The 21,141-nt window shown below is 57.1% G+C and carries 22 protein-coding genes and 2 tRNA genes; 22 read left to right on the top strand and 2 right to left on the bottom strand.

Features of this window, described 5'->3' with window-relative positions:
- Positions 1-208: 208 nt before the first annotated feature.
- Both ACR0EZ_RS21145 and thpR read left to right on the top strand, forming a co-directional pair.
- Positions 209-1,633, top strand: a complete 1,425-nt coding sequence (locus ACR0EZ_RS21145; RefSeq protein WP_480616677.1) for a S1C family serine protease — start codon at positions 209-211, stop codon at positions 1,631-1,633.
- A gap of 438 nt (positions 1,634-2,071) precedes the next feature.
- Positions 2,072-2,590 carry an RNA 2',3'-cyclic phosphodiesterase gene (gene thpR / locus ACR0EZ_RS21140; RefSeq protein WP_480616675.1) on the top strand — a complete coding sequence of 173 codons (519 nt, stop codon included), beginning with the start codon at positions 2,072-2,074 and terminating at the stop codon, positions 2,588-2,590.
- Between the two features lie 254 nt (positions 2,591-2,844).
- Here the strand turns inward: thpR and ACR0EZ_RS21135 are convergent.
- Positions 2,845-2,919 (bottom strand) — tRNA-Thr (locus ACR0EZ_RS21135).
- Between the two features lie 83 nt (positions 2,920-3,002).
- On the opposite strand from ACR0EZ_RS21135, the gene ACR0EZ_RS21130 reads away from it, so the two are divergent.
- From ACR0EZ_RS21130 to ACR0EZ_RS21090, 9 genes are all read left to right on the top strand, one after another.
- Positions 3,003-3,158, top strand: coding sequence for a hypothetical protein (locus tag ACR0EZ_RS21130; protein ID WP_480616673.1), 156 nt, complete (start codon positions 3,003-3,005; stop codon positions 3,156-3,158).
- Positions 3,159-3,164: 6 nt separating this feature from the next.
- Positions 3,165-4,433 carry a UDP-N-acetylglucosamine 1-carboxyvinyltransferase gene (murA, locus tag ACR0EZ_RS21125; protein ID WP_480616672.1) on the top strand — a complete coding sequence of 423 codons (1,269 nt, stop codon included), beginning with the start codon at positions 3,165-3,167 and terminating at the stop codon, positions 4,431-4,433.
- A complete protein-coding gene (locus ACR0EZ_RS21120) occupies positions 4,430-4,906 on the top strand; it encodes a DUF2948 family protein (protein ID WP_480616671.1) in 477 nt (158 codons plus the stop codon). Before murA ends, ACR0EZ_RS21120 begins: the two co-directional genes overlap by 4 nt.
- Complete coding sequence (locus ACR0EZ_RS21115; protein ID WP_480616669.1) at positions 4,903-5,430, top strand: GNAT family N-acetyltransferase; 528 nt, start codon at positions 4,903-4,905, stop codon at positions 5,428-5,430. The genes ACR0EZ_RS21120 and ACR0EZ_RS21115 overlap by 4 nt, the downstream gene beginning before the upstream one ends.
- A 52-nt stretch (positions 5,431-5,482) precedes the next feature.
- Positions 5,483-6,784: a histidinol dehydrogenase gene (gene hisD / locus ACR0EZ_RS21110; protein WP_480616667.1), complete on the top strand. Its 1,302-nt coding sequence runs from the start codon at positions 5,483-5,485 to the stop codon at positions 6,782-6,784.
- An 85-nt stretch (positions 6,785-6,869) separates the two neighbouring features.
- Positions 6,870-7,349 (top strand): UPF0262 family protein, encoded by a 480-nt coding sequence (locus tag ACR0EZ_RS21105; protein WP_480616665.1) that lies wholly within the window; start codon positions 6,870-6,872, stop codon positions 7,347-7,349.
- Positions 7,350-7,352: 3 nt separating this feature from the next.
- On the top strand, positions 7,353-7,811 hold the full coding sequence (locus ACR0EZ_RS21100) for an arsenate-mycothiol transferase ArsC (RefSeq protein WP_480616663.1): 459 nt from the start codon (positions 7,353-7,355) through the stop codon (positions 7,809-7,811).
- A complete protein-coding gene (locus ACR0EZ_RS21095) occupies positions 7,808-8,206 on the top strand; it encodes a ketosteroid isomerase-related protein (protein WP_480616661.1) in 399 nt (132 codons plus the stop codon). The genes ACR0EZ_RS21100 and ACR0EZ_RS21095 overlap by 4 nt, the downstream gene beginning before the upstream one ends.
- Entirely contained in the window at positions 8,199-8,792 is a 594-nt protein-coding gene (locus ACR0EZ_RS21090; RefSeq protein WP_480616659.1) for a GNAT family N-acetyltransferase, read from the top strand. The genes ACR0EZ_RS21095 and ACR0EZ_RS21090 overlap by 8 nt, the downstream gene beginning before the upstream one ends.
- A 92-nt stretch (positions 8,793-8,884) precedes the next feature.
- On the opposite strand, the gene ACR0EZ_RS21085 is transcribed toward ACR0EZ_RS21090, so the two are convergent.
- The gene (locus ACR0EZ_RS21085) at positions 8,885-9,100 is read right to left on the bottom strand and encodes a hypothetical protein (protein ID WP_480616657.1); all 216 of its coding nucleotides are present in this window, start codon (positions 9,098-9,100) and stop codon (positions 8,885-8,887) included.
- Positions 9,101-9,246: 146 nt separating this feature from the next.
- Between ACR0EZ_RS21085 and ACR0EZ_RS21080 the strand changes: the two genes are divergently transcribed.
- The 11 genes from ACR0EZ_RS21080 (at position 9,247) to ACR0EZ_RS21030 (ending at position 21,050) form a co-directional block, all read left to right on the top strand.
- A complete protein-coding gene (locus tag ACR0EZ_RS21080; RefSeq protein ID WP_480616655.1) occupies positions 9,247-10,122 on the top strand; it encodes a carbon-nitrogen hydrolase family protein in 876 nt (291 codons plus the stop codon).
- A 91-nt stretch (positions 10,123-10,213) separates the two neighbouring features.
- Positions 10,214-10,432 (top strand): translation initiation factor IF-1, encoded by a 219-nt coding sequence (infA, locus tag ACR0EZ_RS21075; protein WP_005978431.1) that lies wholly within the window; start codon positions 10,214-10,216, stop codon positions 10,430-10,432.
- A gap of 11 nt (positions 10,433-10,443) precedes the next feature.
- Complete coding sequence (locus tag ACR0EZ_RS21070) at positions 10,444-11,022, top strand: Maf family protein (RefSeq protein ID WP_480616654.1); 579 nt, start codon at positions 10,444-10,446, stop codon at positions 11,020-11,022.
- Positions 11,019-12,041 carry a ribonuclease E/G gene (locus tag ACR0EZ_RS21065; protein WP_480616652.1) on the top strand — a complete coding sequence of 341 codons (1,023 nt, stop codon included), beginning with the start codon at positions 11,019-11,021 and terminating at the stop codon, positions 12,039-12,041. Before ACR0EZ_RS21070 ends, ACR0EZ_RS21065 begins: the two co-directional genes overlap by 4 nt.
- Positions 12,038-12,220: a DNA gyrase inhibitor YacG gene (locus tag ACR0EZ_RS21060; protein ID WP_480616650.1), complete on the top strand. Its 183-nt coding sequence runs from the start codon at positions 12,038-12,040 to the stop codon at positions 12,218-12,220. Before ACR0EZ_RS21065 ends, ACR0EZ_RS21060 begins: the two co-directional genes overlap by 4 nt.
- Before the next feature lie 79 nt (positions 12,221-12,299).
- A tRNA-Phe gene (locus ACR0EZ_RS21055) sits at positions 12,300-12,374 on the top strand.
- Positions 12,375-12,654: 280 nt separating this feature from the next.
- Positions 12,655-14,220 carry a class I SAM-dependent DNA methyltransferase gene (locus tag ACR0EZ_RS21050; protein ID WP_480616649.1) on the top strand — a complete coding sequence of 522 codons (1,566 nt, stop codon included), beginning with the start codon at positions 12,655-12,657 and terminating at the stop codon, positions 14,218-14,220.
- Positions 14,217-15,560, top strand: a complete 1,344-nt coding sequence (locus ACR0EZ_RS21045; RefSeq protein WP_480616648.1) for a restriction endonuclease subunit S — start codon at positions 14,217-14,219, stop codon at positions 15,558-15,560. Before ACR0EZ_RS21050 ends, ACR0EZ_RS21045 begins: the two co-directional genes overlap by 4 nt.
- Positions 15,557-16,951, top strand: coding sequence for an FRG domain-containing protein (locus ACR0EZ_RS21040; protein WP_480616647.1), 1,395 nt, complete (start codon positions 15,557-15,559; stop codon positions 16,949-16,951). Before ACR0EZ_RS21045 ends, ACR0EZ_RS21040 begins: the two co-directional genes overlap by 4 nt.
- The gene (locus tag ACR0EZ_RS21035; protein ID WP_480616646.1) at positions 16,948-17,916 is read left to right on the top strand and encodes a DUF4268 domain-containing protein; all 969 of its coding nucleotides are present in this window, start codon (positions 16,948-16,950) and stop codon (positions 17,914-17,916) included. The genes ACR0EZ_RS21040 and ACR0EZ_RS21035 overlap by 4 nt, the downstream gene beginning before the upstream one ends.
- Positions 17,913-21,050, top strand: a complete 3,138-nt coding sequence (locus ACR0EZ_RS21030; protein ID WP_480616645.1) for a type I restriction endonuclease subunit R — start codon at positions 17,913-17,915, stop codon at positions 21,048-21,050. Before ACR0EZ_RS21035 ends, ACR0EZ_RS21030 begins: the two co-directional genes overlap by 4 nt.
- Positions 21,051-21,141: the final 91 nt, after the last annotated feature.

Below are 21,141 nucleotides of genomic sequence, written 5' to 3'. Positions count from 1 at the left end.
TGGGTGACAAGCGCAACGCTGATGGCACGTGCTTCAAGTGGTTTGATATTCGGTCGTTTCCAAAGGAACCGCCGTTGGTGGTGGCGCGAGGTTCCAGCAATGTTTGAATCTTCACACAATGCAGAAACCAATCATAGCCGTCCTAGAAATACCCATTTCTGCATGTAATCTATTGCCACCGAAAGCGTGCAGACTGTTGAGTTGTTTAATGAGAATATTGCGAATTTTGATTGCATCTATTGCTCTTGCTGGTGTGATTTTTCCGTCAATTGCACGTTCGCAAGACTTTGAGACGTTACTGCAAGGGTTTGACGCGGCCAATCTCAGCTACGAGGACAAGCGGTTTCTGCAGGCTGCACTTGCATTTGAGGGTCACTATCATGGCCTGTTAGATGGGGCGTGGGGCAAAATCAGTAATCGAGCGCTAGACGACTATTCTCGCGAAGTCTTCGAAACAGATCCTGAAGACTGGCACATGGCGTTTCTGGCGTGGACATTATTCGAGCGCATCTCCCGGGATGGTTGGGATATCCAGTACTTTGAGGGCTTGGGGTTATCTTTCCTTTGGCCTGAAGACACTATTCGTCGCGAAGCTGATTCCGACTACTTTTTGAATTATCGTCACGCCAACAGCAGCTTTTCCATTTCCGTTGGCATTCACTCAGTCGAAACCGCCCAGAGGCTTCATGACTTTACTGTCCAATCTCATCAGTTGGGACGTGATCCTTACACAGTTAGGAAAAACGACCTTGCCGTCTCTTCGGCAACAAAAAGAGATGGCTCCACCCTTTATACTAGGTCAGATTTCGTAAATGGCGGCTGGTCAACGGTGATGCTGTCCGCGAGCGAGCAGGACGGACACATTCTAGGTGCAGTGGCCTCTAGTATTTCAAAGGGCCGGGCCAATCCACTGGATATCTCGAACAACGGTAAACTTGATAGGGTCATCCAACAAGTGGTCGCTGCACTCGAAGAGGCGGATGAACCAATTGGTGAAGATCCGGAGGCATCTAGGCCCGACAGTCAAGGAAGTGCCGGAACCGGCTTTATTGTCTCGGAGGCTGGACATGTTCTTACCAACCAGCATGTCGTAGAAGGGTGTGCACAAGTATTCATTGATGACAGGCCAGCAACTTTGGTCTCTTCATCTGAAGAGTACGACCTAGCGCTACTAAAATACGACGCGCCGAGAGACAGAGGTATCGCCGTATTTTCGGCCAGTCCTGCGAGATTAAATTCGGACGTCACCGCAGTTGGTTTCCCATATGCGGGTCTACTCGGTGGCCTTAACGTCACTCGCGGATCCGTTTCTTCATTGAAGGGCATAGGTGGCGACTTGAGCACCATGCAGATTACAAGCCCTATTCAAAGCGGAAACTCAGGTGGTCCTTTGCTTGCATCCGACGGCCAAGTGGTCGGAGTGGTGGTCGCAAAACTAAACGAACGAGTGGTAACCGAGGCCCTCGGAGATACACCGCAGAATGTCAACTTTGCCGTACGAGGAGAGATTGCAAAGCTGTTTCTAGCTCAGAATGCCATTAATCCGATTCTTAGTCTGGACGACAAGAAATTGGAGCCAGAGGAAGTTGCCGACTTAGCCGCCAGTTTCACAACCTTTGTGGAATGCCGTTAACGGTCTTCGCGTAATGTCTTTATCCGTTGCAAGCGCAGCCGACGCCCTTGTGGCAGTTGTAGTTCCGATTGATGCAGCTATTGCCGCAGGCCTTACCCTTTCGGCATATCTTGCAGCAGGCTGCTCTTAGGACTTTTGCTTCGCCATTGGTATCCAATAGGTTCCAAAATGTTTGCGTTGAAACAGGTGCGTTCTGTTCGCTGATTTCCAAGGGTGCACTTTGAGCCAAAGCAACTGGGCATGATAAAACAAGTGCCGTGATGGCGGCAGAAAAGAGGTACTTCACAATCGTGCTCCGTTAACAATGTGTTAACCATTGCACGGTCAATGAACTTACGGAATATCTATTGCACGCTCATCAATTTTAGTTCGAGTCTACCTTTGTGAAATGGCTAGAGTGCTAAACTCTAAAAACAAAAGCGACTGCAGGAATGCTCAATGCGAAGTTTCATTGCCATATCCCTCAGCGTTGGGGCAAAAGCCGCTTTTACACGGTTGCAGTGCGAACTACCTGCTGGCCGATTGGTGCCGCCGGAAAACATGCATCTAACGCTAGTCTTCTTGGACAATCAGCCCGAGGAGAAACTGGAAGAATTGCATGAAGAGCTTCTAACAACGGCAGTCTCGCCCTTTAGCATTACTTTTTCAGGAGTCGAAAGATTTGGGCAGGTGCTGGCTGTCGGGGTGGTGGATTGTACTGAGCTCGTAGCTCTGCACCGCAAAATCCAAACCGCCACGCGGCGAGCTGGAATCATACTTCCACGTCGGCGCTTCCGCCCACATGTAACAATAGCTCGCTCAAAACCGGGGCATCGCGAGGCGGTTCAGCATGCCCAGCCTCCCCACACGAACAGCGCGTTGACAAAGATGCTTGTCACCAGTTTTACACTTTACCAATCGACCTTGCATCCCGACGGGGCTCGGCACGACGCCTTGGCACACTATGCCCTACATTAATTGCTTGCCGGTTGTCGGCGGGATATCGAATCGTCATTCGAATCTCTGAGGGCATCGACGTCCAATTGGAGTCACGCTGCTGGCTTCTTGAGCAACTGACAATTGCGCGGAGTCGGTGCTCCCTGCGAGCTAACGCAAACTTTAAAGCGACGAAAAGACCAATTAGTGGCGCAACCGAAGGGGGGTCAGAAAGGGGATTGGTTTCAGCGCGGCCCTGTTATCGCTTTGAAATCAATGCGAAATTTTCGAATTCATGGTGCTGCTGGAGAGAATTGAACTCTCGACCTCTCCCTTACCAAGGGAGTGCTCTACCTCTGAGCTACAGCAGCGCTGTGGGCGGGTGATTAGACTCAAACGAAACGCGGCGCAAGGGTGTCTGGACGGTTTTTTTCGCCTCCTGTAGAGAAAGACAATGGCAGAGAAAAATTCACCCAAAAAACATGGCAAATCCCGGGAAACGCGCGAAGACCGCTTGAAAGCGGCGCTGAAAGCGAACATGGCGCGGCGCAAGGCGCAGGCCAGGGCGCGTGCGGCCTCGGGGGACAAGGCCGATAAGGACGAGGGATAAGAGCAGATGGATTCGATTCTGGTGACGGGGAATGGCCCGCTGAACGGGCAGATTCCGATTGCGGGGGCCAAGAACGCGTGCCTGACGCTGATGCCGGCGACACTTTTAAGCGAAGAACCGCTGACGCTGACCAACGCGCCACGGCTGAGCGACATCAAGACCATGACCGCGCTGCTGCAATCGCTGGGGGCCGAGGTGTCTTCGCTGCAGGATGGTCAGGTGATCGCGATGTCCAGCCACTCACTGACCAGTCAGACCGCAGATTACGACATCGTGCGGAAGATGCGGGCGTCTAATCTGGTGCTGGGGCCTTTGCTGGCGCGGTTCGGGCAGGCGGTGGTGTCTTTGCCCGGCGGCTGCGCAATTGGCGCGCGTCCGATGGACCTGCATGTCGAGGGGCTGGAGGCGCTGGGCGCTGAGATCGAGTTGAAAGACGGTTACCTGCACGCCAGGGCTCCGGGAGGGCTTAAAGGTGCCGTGCACGAGATGCGGTTTGCATCCGTGGGTGCGACGGAGAACATCGTCATGGCGGCGACGCTGGCCAAGGGCACGACTGTGCTGAAAAACGCCGCGCGCGAGCCCGAGATCGTCGATCTGGTCGAGTGCCTGCGCAAGATGGGTGCGCAGATTTCGGGCGAGGGGAGCTCGACCATAGAAATTCAGGGCGTTGACCGGTTGCACGGGGCGACCCATCAGGTGGTGACGGATCGGATTGAGCTGGGCACCTATATGCTGGCCCCTGCGATCTGTGGCGGTGAGGTTGAACTGCTGGGCGGGAAAATGTCGCTGGTCGAGTCCTTTGCCGAGAAACTGGAACGCGCGGGCGTCAGTGTTGTGCAGACCGCAGCGGGCCTGAAAGTCTCGCGCAAGAATGGCCGCGTGCGCTCAGTCGATGTGGTCACGGAACCCTTCCCCGGTTTCCCGACCGACCTGCAGGCGCAGATGATGGCGCTGATGTGCACGGCCGAGGGCACCTCGGTTCTGGAAGAACGTATTTTCGAGAACCGGTTTATGCACGCCCCCGAACTGGTGCGCATGGGCGCGAATATCGAGGTGCATGGCGGGACCGCCACCGTGACCGGCGTTGAGCGCCTGAAAGGCGCGCCGGTGATGGCGACGGATTTGCGGGCCTCGGTCTCGCTGATCCTGGCCGGGTTGGCGGCGGAAGGCGAGACAACGGTCAGCCGGGTCTATCATCTGGACCGCGGATATGAGCATGTGGTGCGCAAGCTGGAAGGCGTGGGCGCAAAGATTGAACGGATCAAGGGCGAATGACAGACGCAAGTTTCGAAGACGGGCGCGAGGCGCCGCTGAATCTGGGAGCCGAGGATGGCGACGACCTGCAGGTGATCTCGACCCTGGCGCAGGATGCGGTGTTCCCGGTGACCGAGATGAAGTGGCAGCCGTCGCAGCGGCGCTTTGGCCTGCTGCTGAACCGGTTCCGCTGGGAAGACAAGGATGCCGCCAGCCGCCGCGACCGCCCGTTCGAACGGGTGCAGTCGGTTCTGGTCTTCGACTCGGTTTTGTCGGTGGCCAGTCAGGGCATCGACCGCAGTGATACGGACATGATCCTGTCCCTGCTGTCTGTTGATTTCGAACCGGGTGAGGATGGCGCGGGGCAGGTTCTGCTGACCCTTGCGGGCGATGGCGCGATCCGGCTGAGGGTCGAGGCGCTGGAGGCCACGTTAAAAGATGTCACCCGGCCCTATCGCGCCCCGTCGGGCCACGCGCCGCAACATCCCGAGTGAACAACAAGCGCGGTATTTCTCAGGCATTTCAGCAAGTGCCGCCCGGGCATGTCCTGCGCCCGGCGACGGTGTTTGACGTCTTTGATATCAGCCGCGTTCTGATCCGCTCGATCACCGAACTTTGCGCCGCCGATCACGGCAATGATCCCGGTCTGGTGGCAGAGTGGACTGCGAACAAGGATCCGGCGGACATCCGAGAGCGGATTAACGCTGGGGCGCAAATACGCTTAGCAGAGCAGAGTGGGCGGCTGGCAGCCGTCGGCAGTTTGCTGGAAACCGGGGTCATTTCGCTGCTGTATGTCGATCCAGACCACACTGGCTGCGGTGTTGGGCGGTCTCTGCTGTCTTATATGGAACAGGAACTGGCCGCGATGGGTTGCCAGGCCGCGACCCTTGATGCATCCCGCACAGCGCGGGAGTTTTATCTTGCGCAGGGCTGGCAATTGACGGGCGGCACCGGCGACTGGAACGGCATTCCGCAATTCCCGATGCGCAAATCGCTGCACCCCAAGGTCGAGGGTTGAGGCGCACGGGTCCGGGCGATATGACCCATGCAAACGCCCGGAGTGCCTGACCATGCCCGTTTTCCTGAACACCACCTCGCCCGATTTCGAGGCCGCGTTCCAAACCCTGCTGAGCGCCAAGCGCGAGGACAGCCCGGATGTGGACGCGGTTGTGGCGCAGATCATCGACGATGTGCGCAGCCGGGGCGATGCTGCGGTGATCGAACTGACCTCGAAATTCGACCGGTTGGACCTGACGCCCGAGACACTGGCATTCAGCGCCGCCGAGATTGCCGACGCCGTCACGCAGGTCTCGGACACGGACCGCTCGGCGCTGGAACTGGCGGCGGACCGCATCCGGGCCTATCACGAAAAGCAGATGCCCGAGGATCATCAATGGACGGATGAGGCCGGGGCGACGCTGGGGTGGCGCTGGTCGGCTGTCTCGGCTGCCGGGCTGTATGTGCCGGGTGGGCTGGCCTCGTATCCGTCTTCGGTGCTGATGAACGCGATCCCGGCAAAGGTGGCGGGTGTCGAACGGCTGGCCATCGCGGTGCCGACGCCTGACGGGCAGGTGAACCCGCTGGTTCTGCTGGCGGCACAGCTTTCCGGTGTTGATGAGATCTATCGCATCGGCGGCGCGCAGGCGGTTGCCGCGCTGGCTTATGGCACCGAGACGATCAAACCGGTCGACAAGATCACCGGCCCGGGCAACGCCTTTGTCGCAGCGGCCAAGCGTCGGGTATTCGGCAAGGTCGGCATCGACATGATCGCGGGCCCTTCGGAAATCCTTGTGATTGCCGACAAGGACAATGACCCGGACTGGATCGCGCTGGACCTGCTCAGCCAGGCTGAACATGACGAAAGCGCGCAGTCCATTCTGATCACCGATGACGCCGAGTTCGGCCAAGCGGTCTCGCGCGCGGTCGATAAGCGTCTGGAGACTCTGCAACGCCGCGCTATCGCCGGCGCAAGCTGGCGCGATTTTGGCGCTGTCATCACCGTTCGCGATCTGAATGAGGCCGCCGCGCTGTCGAACCGTATCGCGCCCGAGCATCTGGAACTCTGCGTATCCGACCCGGTGGCGCTGAGCCGGAAAACCATCCACGCGGGCGCGATCTTTCTGGGACAATACACCCCCGAAGCCATCGGAGATTATGTCGGCGGCCCGAACCATGTGCTGCCCACGGCGCGCTCGGCCCGGTTTTCCTCGGGGCTCAGCGTGATGGACTTTCTCAAACGCACCACGCTCAGCCAGATGACGCCCGAAGCTCTGCGGGCCATCGGGCCTGCGGCCGAACAGTTGGCAAAGTCTGAAAGCCTCGAGGCGCATGGCCTGTCCGTCACGGCGCGTTTGAACCGGTTGAATGGCTGACTTTTCGCCAAGGCGCTTCTATCCGTTGCTCAACGAAATGCGTTGATATAGGTCTGTGCTGACGTGAAGGATTGTGACCGTAAAGATGACCCGCATTTCGCATATCGAACTGGATGACAGCAACCTGCCCCCGCCGACGCCCGAGATCGAGCAGGAGCGCAAGGTCGCGATCTACGATCTGCTGGAGGACAACAGCTTTACGCTGCCCAAACGGGATGGGCGCGCGGTGCCGGATGGCCCCTATCACCTGCAGCTGTCGATCCGGGACAAACGGCTGGTCTTTGATATCGCCACCGAGGCCAGCGAAAAGGCGGCCGAGTTCCATCTGTCGCTCGGGCCCTTCCGGCAGGTGGTCAAAGACTATTTCCAGATCTGCGAAAGCTATTTCGACGCGGTGAAATCCCTGCCGCCCAGCCAGATCGAAACCATCGACATGGCGCGGCGCGGCATTCACAACGAAGGCAGCCGCGTGTTGCAGGAACGGCTGGAAGGGAAGGCCGACATAGATACAGATACCGCCCGCCGCCTGTTCACGCTGATCTGCGTGCTGCATTTCGGGGGCTGACGCGTGAAGCCTTTGCCGCAGTCGGTCCTGTTCTGTTGCGACCACAACGCGGTTCGGTCCCCGATGGCAGAGGGACTGATGAAGAAATTCTATGGCACCGGCACCTATGTGCAGTCCGCCGGTGTGCATAACGACCTTGAGATCGACGGCTTCAGCATCGCCGCCTGTCACGAGGTTGGCGTGGAGCTGTCGCGCCACCGCTCGCGCTCTTTTGACGAGATGCAGGAATGGGGCGATGATCTCGGCTCGTTCGACCTGATCGTCGCTCTGTCGCCCGCAAGCCAGCGCAAGGCGCTGGAACTGACCCGGATTTTCCATCTGGATGTCGATTATTGGCCAATAATGGACCCTACCGGGCTGGGCGAGACCCGCGAACAGAAGCTACACCACTACCGGCAGACCCGCGATCAGATCATCAAGCATCTGAAAGACAGCTGGGGTGAGCCTACGGAGGGACCATGAACCAGACCGTCAAAGCCTATTACGATGCGTTCAACGCCGGTGATGTGGATGGCATGCTGGCCTGCCTGTCCGATGATGTGGCGCATCATGTGAACGAGGGCCAGATCAGGACCGGCAAAGAGAAATTCGCCGCCTTTTGCGCCCATATGAACCGATGCTACAAGGAAACGCTCACCGATATCGTGGTGTTCGAGGCCGAAGGCGGCACCCGCGCCGCGGCCGAGTTCATCGTGAACGGTACCTATCTGCAAACCGATGAGGGGCTGCCCGTAGCCCACGGCCAGACTTACCGACTGCCCGCCGGATCGTTCTTTGACCTGCGCGACGGCAAGATCACCCGCGTCACCACCTTCTACAACCTCGCCGATTGGGTGAAACAGGTGTCGAATGGCTAAGGTCACCGAAGTTCGCGCGCTGACCGGTCCCGCGCTGGCAGATGCGCTGGACGATGTGGCCCGCCTGCGGATCGAAGTGTTCCGGGCATGGCCTTACCTGTATGACGGGGACCTGGCGTATGAGCGCACATACCTGCAATCCTACCGCGACAGCGACCGCGCCATCGTGGTCGGTGCCTTTGACGGCGACCGGCTAATTGGCGCCTCGACCGGAGCGCCGCTGACCGACCATGCCGACGATTTCGCTGCGGCTTTTGAAGGCACCGGGCTGGACCTGTCCAAAATCTTCTACTGCGCCGAATCCGTCCTGTTGCCCGACTATCGCGGTCAGGGCGTCGGGCACAAATTCTTCGACCTGCGCGAAGCCCATGCCCGCAGCCTGAGTTTCAGGAAATGCGCCTTCTGCGGCGTCCAGCGCCCGGCGGATCATCCCATGCGGCCTGAAAGCTACCGGCCGCTGGATGGGTTCTGGCGTGCACGCGGATATGAGCCTCTGCCCGGTGTCGTTGCGCAGTTTTCCTGGAAAGATATCGGGGAAGAGGGTGAGACGTTGAAGCCGTTGCAGTTCTGGATCAGGGATTTGTGAGCAAAATCCCACGGGCGGTTCAACAGAAATCTTGCCCGTTCAGGCCTTAGGCTGACAGGCAGATGTTGCGGAATAGAACGCTGTACGATGGCTCAGGTCTGACGCTTGCGACTGAGTAGGCCATACTTGACCGCCCATCCCCTGAGGGTCCGGCGTCTGCTTTTTTCCAGTTTCAGAGCCGTTTTGGCCGTTTTGCCGCCTTTCCTGTTGAATTCGAACACGTCGATTACCCGTTCGGCACATCCGCAGGCCTCGCCCATACCGACCTTGGCGAAATAGAACTTCTCGAAGCTTTCGGGGTTCTGCATGGTGATCCTCCTGCTTCCATTGAAACAACTTAGCCGTGGAAAGCCAACTCACTTTACCGTCGTTGAAATGACCAACAAAGCGGCTGTACAGGTGCAGAGGTTCTCTCTTACTGTCGCGCCAAACCAGCGCCGAGGAACCCCTTCCCATGAAAGTCGCCACCGCCGCCTACAATCTCGACTGGCTCGACAGTTGGGCACAGTACGAGGACAAACTGAACCGTTGGGTTTCGGAGGCCGCAGGGCAGGGCGCGGACTTGCTGGTCTTCCCCGAGTACGGCGCGATGGAATTGTCGACGCTGGACGGGGCCGGGGTGGCCGGGGATCTGGAACGCTCGATCCGGGCCGTGTCGGATCGGACGCAGGAAGTTCAGACCCTGCATCAGCGCCTCGCGCAAGAGCACAAGACCTACATTCTGGGCGCATCGGCCCCGGTTGTGGACGGCGCAGGGCGACCGGTGAACCGCGCGGCGTTCTATTCCCCGGATGGCAGTTGCGATCATCAGGACAAGCAGATCATGACCCGGTTCGAGCGCGAGGTCTGGGACGTTGCCCCCGGCGGGCCGCTTAAACTCTTCGACACGGCGCTGGGCAGGATCGGCGTTCTGATCTGCTATGACAGTGAATTCCCGCTGCTGGGCCGTGCGCTCAGCGAGGCCGATCTGATCCTTGTGCCATCCTGCACCGAGGCGCTCTCGGGCTATTGGCGGGTGCGCATCGGGGCCATGTCCCGGGCGCTGGAAAATCAATGCGTTACGGTCATGGCTTCGCTGGTCGGAGGCAACGACTGGTCCGAGGCGGTGGACATGAACACCGGCATGGGCGGTGTTTTCGGCCCGCCCGACAAGGGTTTTCCGGCCACCGGCATTTTGGCCGAGGGTCAGCTGAACCAGCCCGGATGGACCTATGCGGATGTCGACCTGACCGCCATCGCCGACGTCCGCGCCGACGGGCGCGTGCTGAACAGGACGCATTGGGACGAACAACTCCCCCGAGTCGATTCGGTCACAATATCCCGCCTTTAGGTGATTCCGGCCTTGAAATAAGGCTGAAATAGGCTCATTTAAGCGCACACGCCTGCAGATTCTGCGGGCTCAACGTAATGATGGAGACAACATGGCCAAGGAAGATACGCTCGAATTTCCCGGTGTCGTGAAGGAACTCCTGCCTAATGCGACGTTTCGGGTCGAGCTGGAAAACGGCCATGAGATCATCGCACATACGGCAGGCAAGATGCGCAAGAACCGCATCCGTGTTCTGGCCGGCGACAAGGTTCAGGTCGAGATGACCCCCTATGATCTGACCAAGGGTCGGATCAACTACCGCTTCAAGTAACGCCTGCCGCAATGGCGTTTATCTTAGGATCGGGCAGCCCAAGGCGGCTGGACCTGCTGGCGCAGCTTGGCGTGCGGCCGGACGCGATCCGCCCCCCCGATATCGATGAAACGCCGCTGAAGGGCGAGTTGCCGGTGCCCTATTGCAGCCGCATCGCGCGCGAGAAAGTGCAGGCGGTTCAGGCGGATACCAGCGATATTGTTCTGTGTGCTGACACCACGGTCGCGCTGGGCCGCCGCATTCTGGGCAAGCCGGACAATGCCGGGCAGGCGGCTGAGTATCTGAATGCCTTGTCCGGGCGGCGCCACCGGGTCGTAACCTCGGTCGCGGTGCGCTGCGACGCGCGTGTTTTGCAGCGCGATGTGGTCTCTCAGGTCAAGGTCAAGCGTCTGTCGGACGTTGAAATCAACGCCTACCTCGCGACCGGTGACTGGCAGGGCAAGGCCGGGGCCTATGCGATTCAGGGGCCTGCCGGGGCTTTCATCCCGTGGATTTCGGGCTCGTTCACGGGCATCGTGGGCCTGCCGTTATCCGAGACAGCCGGTCTTTTGCAGGGCATCGGCTATCCATTGTACAAAGAGGCGTCATGAAAGGCCGTACCATCGTTCTGGACCACATCGAAACCCGCGAAGCCGCGGCGCTGATGGTGGACGGCAGGCTGGATGATTTCCTGATCGCCTCGGACGCGCCTGCGCCCGGCACAATCTACCGCGCCCGCGCTGATCGTCCGGTCAAGGGGCAGGGCGGGATGTTCCTGACCACACCCGATGGCCCGGCCTTTTTGCGGCAAGTCAAGGGACTGGCCCCCGGCGCGCCGCTGCTGGTGCAGGTGACGGGCTATGCCGAACCGGGCAAAGCGCTGCCGGTGACGGACCGCATTCTGTTCAAAAGCCGCTATGCCATCGTCACCCCGGATGCGCCCGGCCTGAACATCTCGCGCAGTATCCGCGACGAGGACGAACGCGACCGCCTGCTTGAAATCGCGCATGACAGCATGGAGGGCAGCGCCTATGGCCTGATCCTGCGCTCGTGCTGTCAGGGCGAGGACGCTGCTGAGATCGCCGAAGATATCAGCGCGATGCGGGTTCAGGCCGAGCAGGTGCTGAACGACCCGGGCACCGAGCCGGAACTGCTGCTGGAAGGCGACGCCCCCCACGTTCTGGCCTGGCGCGACTGGACCGACCCGGTCGAGGTCGTGACACAAGCCGGCGGGTTCGAAACCCACGGCGTGCTCGACGCACTGGACACAGCGCGCGGGATATCCGAACCGCTTCCCGGCGGCGGCCACCTGTACATCCAACCCACCCGCGCGCTGGTAGCTGTGGACGTCAATACTGGCTCGGACACGTCACTGGCCGCAGGCACCAAGGCCAATTTCGCCTGCGCCAAAGCTTTGGCCCGCGCGCTGCGGGTGCGCGGCCTTGGCGGGCAGATCACGCTGGACCTTGCGCCGATGCCCAAGAAAGACCGCCGCGGGTTCGAGGCCGCCCTGCGCGCGGCCTTCAAGGCAGATGGGATTGAAACCACGCTGGCGGGCTGGACCCCTTTGGGCCACTACGAGTTGCAGCGCAAGCGCGGGCGCATCCCCCTGTCGGAGGTGCTGAAATGAGTTGCCCGATCTGCGGTGAAGACACGGTTACAAAGTTCCGCCCCTTCTGCTCGAAGCGCTGTGCCGACATCGACCTTGCCAAGTGGCTGAACGGGTCTTACGCCGTCCCGTCACAGCGCGAAGAGGACCCCGATACGGTCGGGTCAGAGCCCGAAGACGAGGTTCGGCGGCCGCATTGAAAAAATGTCAAAAAGCCTCTGGACACTGCATGGTTCAGGTCATAGAAGGCCCCCACCCAACGACAAACGTCGTTCCCGTGCCCGGGTAGCTCAGGGGTAGAGCAGTGGATTGAAAATCCTCGTGTCGGTGGTTCGATTCCGCCCCCGGGCACCATTTAATTAGACTAAATTATTGATAATAAATAGTTATCTTGTTTTCTGCGCTGTTTGTATCCCCCTAATTGTACACCCTTTGTGTGGAAGAGGCAGCTCTTCATGCTTGCGTTATAAGAAACTGATTTGAGTTCAGCCGCTGTCTGCAAAGAAAATGCAAACGATAGCTTCAAATAGAACCCCATCTTTTTTGCAATTGGAACGGGCAACTTATTGGACAGGCAGAGTGTGCTTGTCTAAGAGTTGGAAAAACGAAAAATATCCAAACGAGCATTTCAAACATGTCATCAACGGCCCGCCAGTCCGACCTCGATTTTGCAGCCGATCTATTCAAAGCAGCCGACAAGATGCGCGGAGGGCTTGAGCCTTCCGAGTACAAGCACGTCGCGCTGGGCCTGATTTTCCTCAAATACATCTCCGAAGCCTTTCAAGCGATGCACGACCGGCTCGCCAAGGACGACTTCGCAGACCCGGAAGACCCTGAGGAGTACCTCGCCGAGAACGTCTTTTGGGTGCCCGAGACCGCCCGTTGGTTCCACATTCAGCAAAACGCCCGTTCCGCAGATATCGGCAGGATCATTGACGACGCGATGGAGGCTATCGAGGCCGAACCCACCAACGAAACCCTAAAAGGTGTTTTGCCTAAGAACTACGCCCGTCCTACGCTCGACAAAACCATGCTGGGTGAGCTGGTGGACCTCTTCTCGAATATCAAGATGCACGACAGCGCCGACCGCGCGCGCGATCTGCTGGGCCGGGTCTATGAATACTTCATCTCGGGCTTCGCCAGCGCTGAAGGCAAACGCGGCGGCGAATTCTTCACCCCCCGCTCTGTCGTACGCACTCTCGTAGAAATGCTGGAGCCCTACCAAGGCCGCGTCTATGACCCTTGCTGTGGCTCTGGCGGCATGTTCATTCAGTCCGAAAAGTTCATCGAAGACCACGGTGGCAATCCGCTGAACCTCTCGGTCTACGGGCAAGAGATCAACCATACTACATGGCGGCTCGCCAAGATGAACCTCGCCGTCCACGGGATCGACGCCGCCATCGAATGGGACAGCGCGGGCAGCTTTCACAAGGACGCGCATCCGGGGTTGAAGGCCGATTACATCCTCGCCAACCCTCCCTTCAATATCTCGGATTGGGGCGGCGAACGGTTACTGGAGGACGACCGCTGGCAATACGGTATCCCACCCAAGGGCAACGCCAACTTCGCGTGGATACAGCACATTATCCACCACCTCGCGCCGCGCGGACATGCGGGAGTGGTGTTAGCCAATGGTTCCATGTCCTCGCAAACCAGCGGTGAGGGCGAGATCAGAAAGCGCTTGATCGAAGAAGACCGCGTCGATTGCATGGTCGCCCTACCGGGACAACTTTTCTATTCCACGCAAATTCCCGTCTGCCTGTGGATTCTGAGCCGAGATAAATCTGCCAACGGACTGCGTGACCGGCGCGGTGAGGTGCTGTTCATCGACGCTCGCAACTTGGGCCATATGGTGGACCGGGTGCGACGCGAGTTCTCTGACGAAGACATCGACAAGATCGCAGGCACCTACCGTCGCTGGCGAGCCAAACCCGAAACGCTGGAGGTGAAAAGCTGGGAGACCTACACCGACGAGCCGGGGTTCTGCAAATCCGAAAGGCTGGAGGCCATCCGTAAGTTCGACCATGTGCTAACGCCGGGGCGGTTTGTCGGGGCGCCTGATGATGAAGGTGATGGGGTGCCATTTGAGGAGAAGTTTGGGGTACTTCAACAAAAACTGAGACATCAATTTGCAGTTTCCGACGCGCAAAATAAGGCAATTGAGTCAGCGCTTGGATCGATGCAGGGTTCTTTCGAATGACTTTGCCGGAAGGATGGAAGTACCAAAAAGTTTCTCAGGTTTGCGTTAGCGAAAACGGAGTTCAAACTGGCCCATTTGGTAGCCAACTTCATCAGAAAGACTATGTCACCGTTGGCACTCCAATTATTACAGTCGAACACCTTGGCGAAAATCGAATAACCCGTCAAAACTTGCCCTGTGTAGCGGCCCACGACGTGCAGCGATTAAAGAAATATACCCTAGATGAAGGCGACATAGTTTTCAGCCGGGTTGGTTCTGTAGATCGCCGTGCGCTTGTACGAGAAGATGAAGTCGGCTGGATGTTTTCTGGTCGATGCTTAAGGGTGCGTTCAGACCGTTCGATAGTCGATCCACGTTTTCTTTCCTTTCAGTTTGGTACAAGCAGTTTCAAGAATTACATCAAGGCCGTCGCGGTTGGCGCGACAATGCCTAGTATCAACACTTCAATACTAAGTGACGCTGAAGTCGTCGTCCCCCCGTTGGCCGAACAAACTCGGATTGCGGATCTGCTTGCATCCCTCGACGACAAAATCGAGCTGAACCGGCGGATGAACGAGATATTGGAAGAGATGGCGCGGGCGCTGTTTCGGGATTGGTTCGTCGATTTCGGCCCCAGCCGCCGCCAGGCGAACGGTGAAACCAACCCCGCCGCCATAATGGGCCACGCCTTCCCCCCCGGAAAAGCAGCCACCCTCGCTCCCCTCTTTCCCGCCGAACTGGGCGAAAATGGACTGCCTGAGGGGTGGAACCATGGGACCGCAATGGACCACATCGACTTCAATCCCAAAGAGCCTCTCAAGAAGGGAACTGTTACGCCTTACTCGGACATGGCGTCTCTTCCGACCAGTGGATCGCTGATCGCGCCACCAGTCGACCGCGACTTCAAGTCTGGGATGCGTTTCAGAAACGGCGACGCATTGATCGCGCGCATTACGCCATGTCTGGAGAACGGAAAAGCTGGGTTTGTGGATTTCTTGACCGAGGAGGCCCCTGTCGGTTGGGGCTCAACCGAGTTTTTCGTCCTAAGATCAAAGCCCCACGTAGCGCCGCAGTTCGCATACTGCCTCGTTCGTGACCCAGACTTTAGAAAACGGGCCGAGCAGAGCATGACGGGCACTTCTGGCCGCCAACGGGCGCAGATTGAAGTGCTAAAGTCGCACGAATTGGCTGTGCCCGATGAGCGTGTGCACGGCGAGTTTCGGGCTATCACCACGCCTTTCTTTGAAAAGATCAAGGCTAACGGCGAAGAAAACCAAACCCTCGCCGAGATGCGCGACCTCCTCCTACCCAAACTCATGTCTGGTGAAATCCGACTGAAGGACGGGGAGGCGGAGATATGAATACGAGCGTTGCGAGTTCGCTAGAGACCGAAACAACTAAACGAGAACGCGAGGCGAAACGCGCATATCTCGATGCCCTACCGGAGTATCCCAATTTCGTGCTCCCCAACGATGATGTGGATGCATTGTTGCCATCTGCCAAAGTAAAAAGTTGGGATGACCTTCTGAAGATCTTGCAAGGCCCGGACTTCAAGCGAACCAAAAACGACCTCGTCTATCGCGGACATGCCGGGCATGATTGGCAACTAGCTTCCACTCTAGGCCGGCTCTTCGACGGGGGTGACATTCCGTCAGACAAGCGAGAGAAACTGTTGAGACAGTTCAAGTTGTCCATGCGTGGTCGCGGATACGACCTTGCGCCGCTTAATGGCGTCGACAACGAGATATGGGCGGTCGGACAGCACTATGGGTTAAAAACGCCGCTGCTTGATTGGACACGGTCACCCTTCGTCGCCCTTTTCTTCGCGTTCTCAAAATACGAAAGCCAGACAGAAACGGAAGCTAACCCATCTCGCGCGGTGTTTTGCATAAACAAGACACGTATTGAAGAGGACTTGGGAGAAGACTTCGCTGATGAGTTATTCCTTGAACCTGAAGACAACCGCAATTCTCGATTGGTAAACCAATCCGGCCTGTTCACAGTAGCGCCTGACGGTCGCGACAATTTCGTTTCGGCAATCGTGAACCGACTGGATGAAAACGACTTGCTTGGCTCCGTTGATGAAACGGAGATCAAATACGACAGCGATGAGGAGATGCAGGAATTCCTCGAGCTTGCTGATGAAGCGATGGCTGAGCCACAGGGACAAGAAGAAACGGAGCGCGGGGTTACTTTCGCAGTAAGCGACAGTAAGCGTGCCAAGTTGCTGGCTCAGTATATTTTTAAACTACATATCCCAAATTCCGTTGAAGCTCGCAAAGACTGTTTAGAAGCGCTTCGCCAAATGAACATTCATCATGGTAACCTGTTTCCTGATCCGGGCGGTGCCTCGGATTTCTGCAACGATTGGCTAGAGCGATTGATCGACGAAGAACGTCGAGAACAGGCAATCGAAGAGCGCAAGGCAGAGGATCGAGTAGTAGCCAAGGCTGTTGCAGCTCCTCCAAAGGCTGACATTTCGGACGATATCAAAGCAATTCTGAACGCATTTCTCGAACTGGAAGATTCAGACGCCGATCAATTGGTTGCTGACCTGAACAGAGCCGTTGAAGAAACATCCAGTATTGATTGGGACAAGTTTCTTCGAAAACGGACACAAGTAAAAAGAGCTTTGGCCAGAACTATTGCGAATGGTGCTGGTAGCCTGAGGAGCGACCGCAAACCAGATGAATTGACTGAGTTGCTTTTAGAGAAATATCGTTTGGCGGCGAGAGCCGAAAGGAAGTCATGAGTAATCTTGGACGCCTCGAACGCGTCGATCTTCGAGACGAATGGACGAAGGAAGATCGCGATTTCACGCCTTGGTTGGCGCGAGAAGAAAACATTTGCCTCTTAGGCGAGACGCTGAACATGTCGTTGGAAGTTGAGCAGGAAGAGCGCCGCGTTGGGCGTTTCAGTGCAGACATTCTGTGCAAGGACACCGGCTCGACCGACGCTGGATGGGTGGTCATCGAGAACCAGCTTGAGACCACTGATCATTCTCACCTCGGACAAATCTTGACCTACGCTGCGGGCCTAGAAGCCAAGACATGCGTATGGGTTGCTGCGAAATTCCACGAAGAACACAGGGCGGCTATTGACTGGCTCAACGAAGTCTCCGGCGATGATCATCAGTTCTTTGGCTTGGAGATTGAGCTTTGGCGCATTGGTGACAGCCCCGCCCCGCCGAAGTTCAACATCGTTGCGAAGCCAAACGATTGGAAACGGGAAGTTGGGCGTTCTGCTCGGTCAATGGAGCCAGCGGCTTTGACCGAGACCAAGCGACTGCAACTCGAATTCTGGGAGGCCCTAAAGGGGCGTCTGGCAGGGCATTCGGCGCTACGCTCTCAGAAACCATTGCCTCAGCATTGGACCACTTTCTCAATAGGACGCTCTGGTATGCATATCGGCGCGATCATCAATACAAGAGAGGATTGTATAGGGGTTGAGCTGTATCTCGGTGATGACAATGCCAACTCTTACTTCGAACAACTGGAAATGGACAAAGTCGCGATCGAGGCGGAGCTGGACTTTGAACTGGTTTGGATGCCTCTGCCTGAACGCAGGGCGTGTCGGATCGTTGGGTACTACAAAATGCAGGACTTGTCGGACAAGTCCAGTTGGCCGGACTTGCAGAATTGGATGATTTCCGCATTGGAGCAAATGCATCGAACATTCGCGCGTCGCGTCAAGTCTCTAACGAGTGATGCGATATGAGCTTTACCGAAGACCTTGTTGAACAGGCCGTGCTTTCGCTAATGTATGAGCTAGGCTGGCGCTTTGAAGACCCGCTGAATATTGCGCCTGATGGTCCCGAGAGGCGACGCGCCTCGTATGGCAAGGTGATCCTCAGTGATTTGTTGGAAGACGCCGCGCGCAGGCTGAACCCCGACATTCCCGGAGACACTCTTCAATCCGCAATCAAGCAGATTCAAGTTTCGGAAAGCCCATCACTAATCGAAGAAAACCGCCGCATCCATCGGCTCTTGGTGGACGGGGTGGACGTTGAATACCGCCGCGCGGACGGTTCCATTAAGGGCGACAAGGTGCGCCTCATCGATTTTGCCACACCATCCAACAATGACTTTATGGTAACGAACCAGTTCACTGTTGTAGAGAGCGGGCATAACCGCCGTCCGGACGTAGTTGCATTTGTGAATGGACTGCCCTTGGTGGTGATTGAACTGAAGAACGCGGCCAGCGAAAACGCTACGATTGAGGATGCGTTCAACCAGCTTCAAACATACAAGAGCCAAATCCCATCGTTGTTTCGCACCAACGCAGCGCTCATCACTTCGGACGGCCTTCTCGCGCGCGTGGGCTCGCTCAGCGCGGGCGAAGACCGGTTTATGCCTTGGCGGACGATAACAGGCGCACAGGACGACTTCACACCCGAAGGCCCGAAGGAAATGGAGACCCTTATCAAAGGGCTGTTGGACCCAGACAGGCTTTTGCAGTTGGTCCGCGATTTCACTGTATTCGGTGACAAGGGCGACGGCGTCTTCAAGATCATCGGCGGGTATCACCAGTTCCACGGCGCGCGAAAAGCACTCGCCAGTGCCGTCGAAGCAGTTAGCGCGGATGGCGACCGGAAAGTAGGGGTGATTTGGCACACTCAAGGGTCTGGAAAAAGCTTCCTAATGGCCTTTTTCGCGGGTCTGTTGGTGCGTGCGCCTGAGCTTAAGAACCCAACCATCCTCGTCGTCACGGACCGCAACGATCTAGACGACCAGCTGTACGGAACGTTCTCTTTTTGCCGCGATTTGATCCGCCAAACTCCGGAGCAGATTAAAGATCGCGAAGACCTGCGCGAGAAGCTAGACCGTCAATCCGGAGGTGTCATCTTCTCGACACTGCAAAAGTTCTCTCCCACGGCGGGTGAGGAAGACTTTCCCATGCTGTCAGAGCGGCGCAACATCATCGTCATCGCCGACGAAGCCCATCGGAGCCAATATGGCTTTGATGCGAAGTTGGACCAGACTACAGGCGCGCGCCGCTATGGTTACGCTCATTACCTCAGGCAAGCTTTGCCGAATGCTTCCTTCGCAGGTTTCACTGGAACGCCGATCGAGGCTGCAGATGTAAACACGCCAGCCGTATTCGGCGAATATGTCGATGTCTACGACGTCAGCAGAGCTGTCGAAGACAAGGCGACGGTGCCTATCTTCTACGAAAGCCGCCTTGCGAGAGTAGAACTGGAACAAGATAAATTGCCTGAGATTGACGCTGCAGTGGATGCACTCTTCGATGATGAAACTTTGTCAGAACAGGAAAAAGCAAAGTCGAACTGGAGCAGTGTCGAGCGGCTAGTAGGCGCTTCGCCTCGGCTCGATAAGGTTGCAAACGACATTGTCTCTCACTTCGAAGATCGCATCGAAGCGATCGCTGGCAAGGGGATGATCGTTTGTATGAGCCGGGCGATCTGTGTGGACTTGTACAATCGCATCACTGCGCTTCGCCCAGATTGGCATTCAGAGGATGACAAAGAAGGCGCGGTTAAAATCGTGATGACTGGTTCCGCTTCTGACCCGCTCGACTGGCAGAAACACATCGGCAGTAAGTTGCGCCGTGACCTGCTGGCCAAACGCGCTCGCGATCCGAACGACCCGCTTAAGTTGGTCATCGTGCGTGACATGTGGTTAACAGGCTTTGACGCCCCGAGCATGCATACGATGTACATCGATAAACCCATGCGCGGTCACGGTTTAATGCAGGCGATTGCACGTGTGAACCGTGTCTTCAAAGACAAGCCCGGCGGGTTGGTCGTGGACTATATCGGCATAGGGCAAAACCTGAAGAAAGCACTTCAGAATTATACTTCGACCGACCGCGAAAAGACCGGGATAGATGAAGAGGAAGCGGTTGCCTCTCTCCAAGAGCTGGTTGAGCGATGCCAAGATTTCTTTTCAGGCTACGACTACACCGTAGGGAACGAAGGCACGCCTAAGGAGCGTTTGCAGACTCTCGCTGGCGCTATCGAATGGGCCTTAGAAAAGCAAAAGGCGCGCGCGGACATGGCCTGCGACGACAAGTCCAAAAAGACGGAATTGAACTATTTCGCCGACCTGGTAGCTAACCTCTCGAAGGCTTTTGCGCTGGCCTCGGCCAGCGACTACGCGCAGTCGGTGAAAAAAGAGATCGGTTTCTTCCAGGCGGTACGAGCCGCACTCGCTAAATCGTCCCCTAGAACGGGGATGAGCAAACGAGAGAAAGAATTCGCCATTGGCCAGCTCATCTCTGATGCCATAGCTGACGCCAACATCATCGACGTTCTCGCGGCAACAGGCATTGAAAGCGCCGAGATTTCTGTACTGTCCGAAGAGTTCCTCGCTGAAATCCAGAATATGGAACAGAAGAACCTCGCGCTAGAGGCTCTTAGAAAGCTTCTGGCCGGCGAGATCAAAGCCCGGCAGCAAAGGAACATTGTTGAGGCTAAAGCCTTCTCAGAACGCCTTGAGGCGGCTGTAGCGCGCTATCACGCGAACGCGATCACAAGCCTTGAGATGATCCAAGAACTGATCGACATGGCGAAGGACCTCAACGCATCAGTCCAACGAGGCGACGACCTTGGTTTAGGCGAAGAAGAGCTCGCGTTCTATGATGCGCTGTCGCAGAACCAAAGCGCTGTTGATATTCTGGGCAACGAAGAGCTGCGGAAGATCGCTCATGTGTTGGTCGAACAGCTACAGAAGAATGTAACCGTCGACTGGCACCTGAAGGAGAGCGCTCGGGCCAAATTGCGAATATTGGTTCGGCGAATTTTGAAGAAATACGGATACCCTCCAGATCTTGCGCCTTTGGCGATCAACACGGTTCTCAGTCAGGCCGAGACTCTGTTGCGGTGGGGATAAGGGACACATGATGAATCGTTTTGGGAGTAGACGCCGCAACTCATGATTTGCCTTGGTGCTTGATGCTAAGATGTGCCCGCGCTTCATACGC

The organism is Ruegeria sp. AK4 (assembly GCF_056541025.1).
The sequence above is the reverse complement of the archived record's forward strand: the minus strand, read 5'-3'. Positions and strand labels throughout refer to the sequence as shown.